Annotated in this window: 10 protein-coding genes; all 10 read left to right on the top strand. The window is 36.5% G+C overall.

Annotated features, from left to right (window positions below):
- The first annotated feature begins 14 nt into the window (after positions 1–14).
- The 10 genes from RT037_RS13915 to RT037_RS12200 all read left to right on the top strand — a co-directional run bounded on the left by RT037_RS13915 (position 15) and on the right by RT037_RS12200 (position 7652).
- Positions 15–101, top strand: coding sequence for a hypothetical protein (locus tag RT037_RS13915; protein ID WP_409529561.1), 87 nt, complete (start codon positions 15–17; stop codon positions 99–101).
- A 155-nt stretch (positions 102–256) separates the two neighbouring features.
- Positions 257–577 carry a hypothetical protein gene (locus RT037_RS12240; protein WP_313031750.1) on the top strand — a complete coding sequence of 107 codons (321 nt, stop codon included), beginning with the start codon at positions 257–259 and terminating at the stop codon, positions 575–577.
- A gap of 86 nt (positions 578–663) precedes the next feature.
- A complete protein-coding gene (locus RT037_RS12235) occupies positions 664–1095 on the top strand; it encodes an Rrf2 family transcriptional regulator (RefSeq protein ID WP_313031747.1) in 432 nt (143 codons plus the stop codon).
- A 59-nt stretch (positions 1096–1154) separates the two neighbouring features.
- Positions 1155–1640, top strand: a complete 486-nt coding sequence (locus RT037_RS12230; RefSeq protein ID WP_313031745.1) for a hypothetical protein — start codon at positions 1155–1157, stop codon at positions 1638–1640.
- A gap of 1 nt (position 1641) precedes the next feature.
- Positions 1642–2688: a copper-containing nitrite reductase gene (gene nirK, locus RT037_RS12225; RefSeq protein WP_313031744.1), complete on the top strand. Its 1047-nt coding sequence runs from the start codon at positions 1642–1644 to the stop codon at positions 2686–2688.
- 55 nt (positions 2689–2743) lie between these two features.
- Positions 2744–3562, top strand: a complete 819-nt coding sequence (locus RT037_RS12220; protein WP_313031742.1) for a formylglycine-generating enzyme family protein — start codon at positions 2744–2746, stop codon at positions 3560–3562.
- A gap of 10 nt (positions 3563–3572) precedes the next feature.
- The gene (locus RT037_RS12215) at positions 3573–4151 is read left to right on the top strand and encodes an SCO family protein (RefSeq protein ID WP_313031740.1); all 579 of its coding nucleotides are present in this window, start codon (positions 3573–3575) and stop codon (positions 4149–4151) included.
- 26 nt (positions 4152–4177) lie between these two features.
- A complete protein-coding gene (locus RT037_RS12210) occupies positions 4178–4585 on the top strand; it encodes a c-type cytochrome (protein WP_312323925.1) in 408 nt (135 codons plus the stop codon).
- Between the two features lie 83 nt (positions 4586–4668).
- Positions 4669–5397: an iron-sulfur cluster repair di-iron protein gene (gene ric, locus RT037_RS12205; protein ID WP_312323927.1), complete on the top strand. Its 729-nt coding sequence runs from the start codon at positions 4669–4671 to the stop codon at positions 5395–5397.
- Between the two features lie 11 nt (positions 5398–5408).
- Positions 5409–7652 carry a nitric-oxide reductase large subunit gene (locus tag RT037_RS12200; protein WP_313031731.1) on the top strand — a complete coding sequence of 748 codons (2244 nt, stop codon included), beginning with the start codon at positions 5409–5411 and terminating at the stop codon, positions 7650–7652.
- Positions 7653–7911: the final 259 nt, after the last annotated feature.

The following is a 7911-nucleotide window of genomic DNA, read 5'->3' as shown; positions in this document are numbered from 1 at the left end:
ACTTTAAACGCTTTATGCTTCGAGGAAAAACCAAGGTCGAGGTAGAAATCGGCATTCTGGCCATTGCCCATAATCTCAAAAAAATGGCAAAAGCAGCCTGAAATAGACTATTTTTTTGACTTTTTTAGCTTTATTTTTCAAAAATTCAAAATAGAAAACTTCAAAAATCGGATTTTTAAACAAAGCACAAAAAAAAGACTGTCCTTTTGAGACAGCCTCATTTGTTGTGACGCCATCGCTTCGAAAGTTTTGGGTTTTGGACGAACGATTTAGTTTGTTTTGTCAACTGGATTTCCCTTTAGAGTTTGGTTCTACAAAGCAATTTCTGACTTTAGAAAGTAATGGAGTAGAGCTGAATCATACAAAAAATTCTTTTACGAGTTATGGAATTAATCTAAAACCCGGAATTGATTATTTTGTGAACCGACGTTGGAAAATTGCGGCTAGTATTGGAGAAATCGGTTACAGCAATGTACATTATAAAGAAACTAAATTTAATAAAAGTAAATTTAATTTTGAAGCTAATTTTTCTACAGTTCAATTTGCGGTTAAATACATTATTCCTGCGAAAAAATAAACTGAGAATTGTCATAATTAAATAGAAGAGTTTTTTATCTTTTATTTGAAAAATAGTTTTACATTTGTAATAGAAAAATAGAAGAAATGTTTTCCAAAACTTGCGAATACGCTTTAAGAGCCTTAATCTACATCACCCAACAGACGAAAGATGGGGGAAGAATCGGTATTAAAGATATTGCTGCAGGCATAGATTCTCCCGAATATTTCATAGCAAAAATTCTACAAGATCTCAGCAGAAAAGGTTTTGTGCAATCTGCGAAAGGTCCAACTGGAGGTTTTTATTTAGATAATATTAGTCTTAATCGATCTTTGGCGGAAATTGTTAAAGAAATGGACGGCGACAAGATTTTTTCGGGTTGCGCCTTAGGACTTAAAGAATGTTCGGAAACGCATCCTTGCCCCGTTCATAACGAATTCAAACATATTAGAAATAATCTTCAAAAGATGCTTAACGATATGAAAATTGGAGATTTTGTTGACCAATTGGATGCTCAGGAAGCATTTTTGAAAAGATAGAAATCTAAAATATATTTTTTTAATTAAATAAAAGATAAAAAGGTATTAAAATATTAAACATGAAAACTCAAGTTAAATATCCTCTAGTTTTTGCGATTTCTTGCTTTTGGCTGGGTTTGGTTTTGGCGGTAAGCTTTTTAGAAACGCCTTTTAAATTTCAAGTTCCAGGAATGACGCTTCCAATCGCACTAGAATTAGGGAAAATTATGTTTGGGATTTCGACCAATATTCAAATGGTGCTCATCGTATTTATGGGTTTAAGTTTCCTATTTAATAAAGAAAAATTAAACATCAAATTATTAATCAACTTCTTTCTTTTAGCACTGATATTAGGTTTAGAAAAATTTTGGATGCTCCCAATTTTAGACGCTCGAGCAGATGTTTTAGCTTCAGGAAAAGGACTTCCGCCAACGGCGCTTCATGATTATTTTATCTATGCCGAAGTTGCAAAAGTTATTTTACTAATTGTATTACCAATATTAGTTTTAGAAAGAAAAAATATACAATCAAAACTTGTTTTAGAATCATTAAAAACCTCTCACTAACATGAAAAAATACATTATTCCATTAGCAATTGTTCTGGCTGGCCTCTCATTAAATGCTTGTAAACAGAACGCTTCAGATTCTAGTTCTACTTCTAAATCTGGAAGTACCGAAAATATTGCCGTTTCTGGTGCTGCCGAAGAAGCAAAATTAACTTCTGCACCCAATGTTCCTGCACCAATCGGAGATCGTGCTGCGAAAAAATTAATCGTTCGTATGGAAACCATCGAAAAAGTTGGCGAATTAGCCGATGGTACTCAATATAATTTCTGGACCTTCGGTGGAACAGTTCCCGGAAATTTTATTCGAGCGAGAGTTGGCGACGAGATTGAATTTCATTTAAAAAATAACGAAAACTCAGCTTTTCCACACAATATCGACTTGCATGCTGTTAATGGTCCTGGTGGTGGAGCAGAAGCTACTTTTGTAGCGCCGGGAAAAGAAGCGGTATTTAATTTTAAAGCTTTAAATCCAGGCTTGTATGTCTATCACTGTGCGACGGCGCCTGTGGGAATGCACATTGCGAACGGAATGTACGGTTTGATTTTAATTGAACCAGAAGGTGGACTTCCAAAAGTGGACAAAGAATTCTACATTATGCAGGGCGATTTCTACACCAAAGGAAAATATGGAGACAAAGGATTACAAGAATTTGATATGGATAAAGCCATTGCAGAACATCCAGAATATGTAGTGTTTAACGGGAAAACTGGTGCTTTACTAGGCGAAGGCGAACTTCAAGCAAAAGTGGGTGAAAGCGTTAGATTCTTCGTCGGAAATGGAGGTCCAAATTTAACTTCTTCTTTCCATGTTATTGGTCAAATTTTCGACAAAGTTTACATCGAAGGTGGTTCAAAAACTAATGACAATGTACAAACAACCGTAATTCCACCTGGTGGAGCAGCTATTGTAGAATTTACTTCTAAAGTTCCGGGCGAATACGTAATTGTTGATCATGCCATCTTTAGAGCCTTTAATAAAGGTGCTTTGGGGAAAATTAAAATTACGGGTGAAGAAAATCCTAAAGTTTTTAAATCAATTAAAAAATAATCCATAGTAGTAGTTTTTTGAACTTTTGGTTCATCATTGAGGATTAAATTTAAAAATGAAAAAACTCGTTTACATATTAAGTTTGATTTTAGTTTTTAGTTGTAGTAAAAAACAATCTATAACAAAAATTGAAAGCGAAAAACCATCCATCATTCGTATTACAAGCCATAAAAAAATGATGAAAGTGGATGGCGGACAGTACAGAGCTTTTGTAGGAAAAGAAAGTGATAGCTTGACGACTGTGCCATCTTTTATGCTAGACGAGACTGCTGTTACTAACTTTGAATACCTCGAATTTTTGAAAAAGAATCCTCAATGGACCAAAAGTAAAGTTCTGAAACTCTACGCAGATAGCACTTATTTAAAACATTGGAAAAGTGATTTTGAAATTCCAGCCGATGTAAGTCCAGATGCGCCAGTTACCAATGTTTCTTGGTTTGCAGCGAAAGCCTATGCCGAAAGTGTCGGAAAACGTTTGCCAACCGTTGACGAATGGGAATATGCCGCTCGTGCCAATGAAAATCTAAAAGATGCCACGGAAGATCCCGAATTTACAAGACGTATTTTGAATTTGTATCAAGAAAAGGGGAAGTACAAACAAGCTGTAAAGCAGCATCAACCGAATGCTTGGGGAATTTACGATATGTACGGAACAATTTGGGAATGGACGGAAGATTTTAATTCGGTGATGATTACGGGAGAATCTCGAAAAGACAATGCAGCAAACGAAACCTTGTTTTGTGCAGGCGCTTCGGTAACTTCTTCGGATTTGAGAAATTATGCTGCCTTTATTCGCTTTGCGATGCGAGGAAGTATGAACGCCGATTATACCGTTAACAATCTCGGATTCCGTTGTGCAAAGGATTTAAATTAAAATTTATAAAATGAAAAATCTACTAAAAATTATCGTAACCGCTTGTTTAAGTTTGATAATTCTCAATAGTTGTCAAGAAAAATCAAGCGAGAATTTGGATCCGAATTCCATATTTAATTTATCATCAAAATGGGAACAAGCAGACGGAACCAAAATAAAACTGGAAGATTTAAAAGGAAAAGTCTTAACGATGGTGATGGTTTACACTTCTTGTAAAACGGCTTGTCCAAAATTAACCTTGGATATGAAGGCGATTGAAGCGAAAGTTGGACATAAAAATCCTGAAGATTTGCGCTATGTTTTGATTTCTATTGATCCCGAACACGATACGCCAGAAAAGATGCAGGAATTTTTAAAAACCTATCAACTTAACGGAAATCAATGGTTGTTTATTCGAAGCAGCGAAGCCAATACCCGAGAATTAGCCAATGTTTTAGCGATGAAATACAAACAAATTTCCCCGATGGATTTTTCGCATTCCAATATAATTAGTGTGTTTTCGAAGGAAGGTTTGTTGGTTCATCAAAAAGAAGGCATCAACATCGATATTGATAAAACGGTCTCAGCCGTGAAAAGTGAAATTAAATAAATTAAAAATAAACAAATAAATCAGCTATGAAAAAATTAGTATTAACAGCATTAGTAGCATCATTAGCCATCGTTTCTTGTTCTAAAAAAGAAAATGTAGAAGCAGAAGCTCCACAACAAGAATCTAACAAAATGATTGAAGAGCCAACGGAAGCAACAAAACCAGCCGCTGCTTTGACTCCTGAAGAGGAAGGAAAAAGCTTAGTCGAAGGAACCGATTGTCTTTCTTGTCATAAGGTGGATGCGAAATTAGTTGGACCATCATATCAAGAAGTGGCAGCAAAATACACAGAAGCCGACATCGATCATCTAGCAACGAAAATTATTGAAGGTGGAAAAGGTGTTTGGGGCGAAATTCCGATGACGCCGCATGCTGGATTGAGTCAAGACAATGCAAAACAGATGGTGAAATATATTTTAGCACAGAAAAAATAAAACCTAATACCTCATTGGTTGAATTTCCAATGAGGTTTTTTCAAAAAATTTTACAACAATAAAGGATAAAAAAGTATTTTATTATGAACGCAAGAACAGATTTAATAGGCGATATGGTTGCGGAAGATTTTAGAACGGCAGCTATTTTTAAGAAATATGGAATTGATTTTTGTTGCAAGGGTGGGCGTACCATCGAAGATGCTTGCGATAAAAAGGATTTGGACCCGAATAAAATTTATTCTGAATTGGAGAATCTTCCAACTTCAGGTGCAAGCGGAATTGATTTTAAATCTTGGCCGTTGGACTTATTAGCGGATTATGTGGAAAAAACGCATCACCGTTATGTTGAAGAGAAAACACCAATTATTCAGCAGTTTTTGGATAAACTTTGTAAAGTTCATGGCGATAGACATCCCGAACTTTTTGAAATTAGAGATTTGTTTAATGCTTCCGCACAGGATTTAGCAGCACATCTTAAAAAAGAAGAATTGGTTTTATTCCCATTTGTTCGAAAAATGATGAACTCTAAAATTTCAGGTCAAGCGATTGAGCAACCGCATTTCGGAACGGTAGAAAATCCCGTGGAAATGATGAAACACGAACACACCGTTGAAGGCGAAAGATTAGAAAAAATCGCACAATTAACAAATAACTACAATCCTCCAGCAGACGCTTGCAACACGTATCGAGTGACGTTTGCGATGCTTCAAGATTTCGAAAACGATTTGCACACACACATTCATTTGGAAAACAACATTTTGTTCCCAAAATCGATCGAATTAGAGAAGGAATTCTCTGTGGTTAACAACTAAAAAACAAAACTATGACACCTAAAAAATTATGGGGTTGGCTCGCTTTTGTCATCATTGCCTCCTTTGCGGTTCTCATTTTTTACGGCGTAGATATCTATCGTAAAGTCCCACCAATTCCAGAAAAAGTGGTTACAACTGATGGAAAAGTGCTTTATACAGGTCAAGATGTTAAGGATGGACAAAATGTATGGCAATCAATTGGTGGACAAACGGTTGGGAGTATTTGGGGACATGGCGCCTACATCGCTCCCGATTGGACAGCTGATTATCTGCATCGTGAATCCACACTTTTATTGGATGAATTGGCTAAAAAGGATGGAAAAATTTACAAAGACCTTCCAGACGAAGAACAAGCGAAATATCAATCTTTATTAAAGAAAGAACTCCGCACCAATACGTTGGATGAAGCAACGCAAACGATTACCATTTCACCAGAACGTGCGAAAGTACAGGCGGAATTGGCAGATTATTATTCCAAATTATTCATGGGAGACCCGTCGATGGCAAAACTTAGAGATGCATACGCTATCCAGAAGTTTACCATCAAAGATCAAGCGAGAATGGATAAAATGAACGCTTTTTTCTCTTGGACAACTTGGGTTTGTATCACAAATCGACCGAATGATAATGTTTCGTACACCAACAACTGGCCGCACGATCCAACGGTTGGGAATATTCCGTCAAGTTCGTTGCATTTATGGTCTGGGTTCAGTATTTTGATGCTTTTAGTTGGGGTTGGCGCATTGGTTTTCTATCATGCTAAAAATAAAGAAGAAGAAATTGCTGAAGCTTTACCATTAGACGATCCGTTGCGAAACATGAAACCAACTGCTTCAATGAGAGCAACCTTAAAATATATTTGGGTGGTCGCACTTTTGATTTTGGTTCAAATGTTAGCGGGCGTTATCACAGCGCATTACGGCGTGGAAGGAAGTGCATTTTACGGAATTCCTTTGGATGAAATTTTACCACAATCTGTTTCTCGAAGTTGGCATGTTCAATTAGCCATTTTTTGGATTGCAACTTCTTGGTTAGCAACAGGATTGTACATTGCGCCAGCGGTTTCGGGCTACGAACCAAAATATCAAAAACTAGGGGTTAATATTCTCTTCGGAGCTTTGTTAATAGTTGTTTTCGGTTCTTTAGCTGGACAATGGTTAGGAGTAATGCAAAAGTTGGGTTATGTTGACAATTTCCTTTGGGGACATTCTGGTTACGAATACGTTGAATTGGGAAGAGTGTGGCAAATTTTATTATTAGTAGGCTTAATTCTTTGGTTGATTTTAATGATTCGTGCTTTGCTTCCAGCTTTAAACAAGAAGGACGAAAACCACCACATGTTAACGCTTTTCGTAATTGCATCTGTTGCTATCGCGATGTTCTACGGAGCTGGATTAATGTACGGAAGACAAACGCACATGGCAATCGCCGAATATTGGAGATGGTGGGTGGTTCACCTTTGGGTAGAAGGTTTCTTCGAAGTTTTTGCTACCGTTGTTGCCGCATTCTTGTTCACAAGATTAGGTTTGTTAAGATTAAAATCAGCGACAATTTCGGTGTTATTTTCAACGATAATTTTCCTTGCAGGAGGAATTTTAGGAACCTTCCATCACTTGTATTTCTCGGCAACACCAACTGCAGTTTTGGCTTTGGGAGCAACGTTTAGTGCATTAGAAATTGTTCCGCTGGTGTTAATTGGCTACGAAGCCTATCACAACTATCAAATCAGTAAATCCACCAAATGGATTAAAGCCTACAAATGGCCAATCTACTGCTTCATTGCGATGTGTTTTTGGAACTTTTTAGGCGCTGGAATCTTCGGATTTGCGATCAATCCACCAATTGCGTTGTATTATATTCAAGGTTTAAATACAACAGCAGTTCACGGTCACGCCGCATTATTTGGAGTGTACGGAATCCTCGGAATTGGTTTAATGCTCTTTATTTTGAGAGGTTTGTATCCAGATCGACATTGGAATGACAAATTGATTGGTTGGGCATTTTGGTTAACGAATATCGGATTATTTGTGATGACGACTATTAGTATTCTCCCAATCGGAATTATGCAAGCTGTAGCGTCTATCCAAGAAGGTTATTGGTACGCAAGATCTGCAGAATTTATGCAAACCGAAATCATGCATTTCCTAAGATGGATGCGTGTTCCTGGAGATATTTTATTGGCTTTGGGTGAATTATTATTGGTGATTTTCATCATCGGATTAAAATTCGGATGGTCTTTAAAAGAGAAGAGATAAACTAAATTTAATAGTGTTGCCTCATCAGTTTTTTTGGAAATTGGTGAGGCTTTTAGTTTTTCCTATTTAAAATTTTTATTGTTAAATTAATGACCTAGAAAACGGAAGCGTTAAGAAAATTTGAATTAAATCTGTGAAAAATTTCGAGTGTTTGAGCAAGGTTGGGATTGTATTGGAGCGAGTTTTAGAAATTTTAGGATTTCATTTGAATTTTTAGCTGGAATTTCCAAGTCTTGATTTTTTGATTCTTTTTTATCAA

Source organism: Soonwooa sp. (genome assembly GCF_032062245.1).
In the GTDB taxonomy this organism is placed as follows: domain Bacteria; phylum Bacteroidota; class Bacteroidia; order Flavobacteriales; family Weeksellaceae; genus Soonwooa.
This window is presented reverse-complemented; position numbering and strand designations above follow the sequence as displayed.

Bases quoted from the DNA above. Each gene is read 5' to 3' on its own strand.
- RT037_RS12235 (WP_313031747.1), top strand. From the start codon at position 664: ATGTTTTCCAAAACTTGCGAATACGCTTTAAGAGCCTTAATCTACATC.
- RT037_RS12210 (WP_312323925.1), top strand. From the start codon at position 4,178: ATGAAAAAATTAGTATTAACAGCATTAGTAGCATCATTAGCCATCGTT.
- RT037_RS12200 (WP_313031731.1), top strand. From the start codon at position 5,409: ATGACACCTAAAAAATTATGGGGTTGGCTCGCTTTTGTCATCATTGCC.
- RT037_RS13915 (WP_409529561.1), top strand. From the start codon at position 15: ATGCTTCGAGGAAAAACCAAGGTCGAGGTAGAAATCGGCATTCTGGCC.
- RT037_RS12220 (WP_313031742.1), top strand. From the start codon at position 2,744: ATGAAAAAACTCGTTTACATATTAAGTTTGATTTTAGTTTTTAGTTGT.
- RT037_RS12230 (WP_313031745.1), top strand. From the start codon at position 1,155: ATGAAAACTCAAGTTAAATATCCTCTAGTTTTTGCGATTTCTTGCTTT.
- ric (WP_312323927.1), top strand. From the start codon at position 4,669: ATGAACGCAAGAACAGATTTAATAGGCGATATGGTTGCGGAAGATTTT.
- nirK (WP_313031744.1), top strand. From the start codon at position 1,642: ATGAAAAAATACATTATTCCATTAGCAATTGTTCTGGCTGGCCTCTCA.
- RT037_RS12215 (WP_313031740.1), top strand. From the start codon at position 3,573: ATGAAAAATCTACTAAAAATTATCGTAACCGCTTGTTTAAGTTTGATA.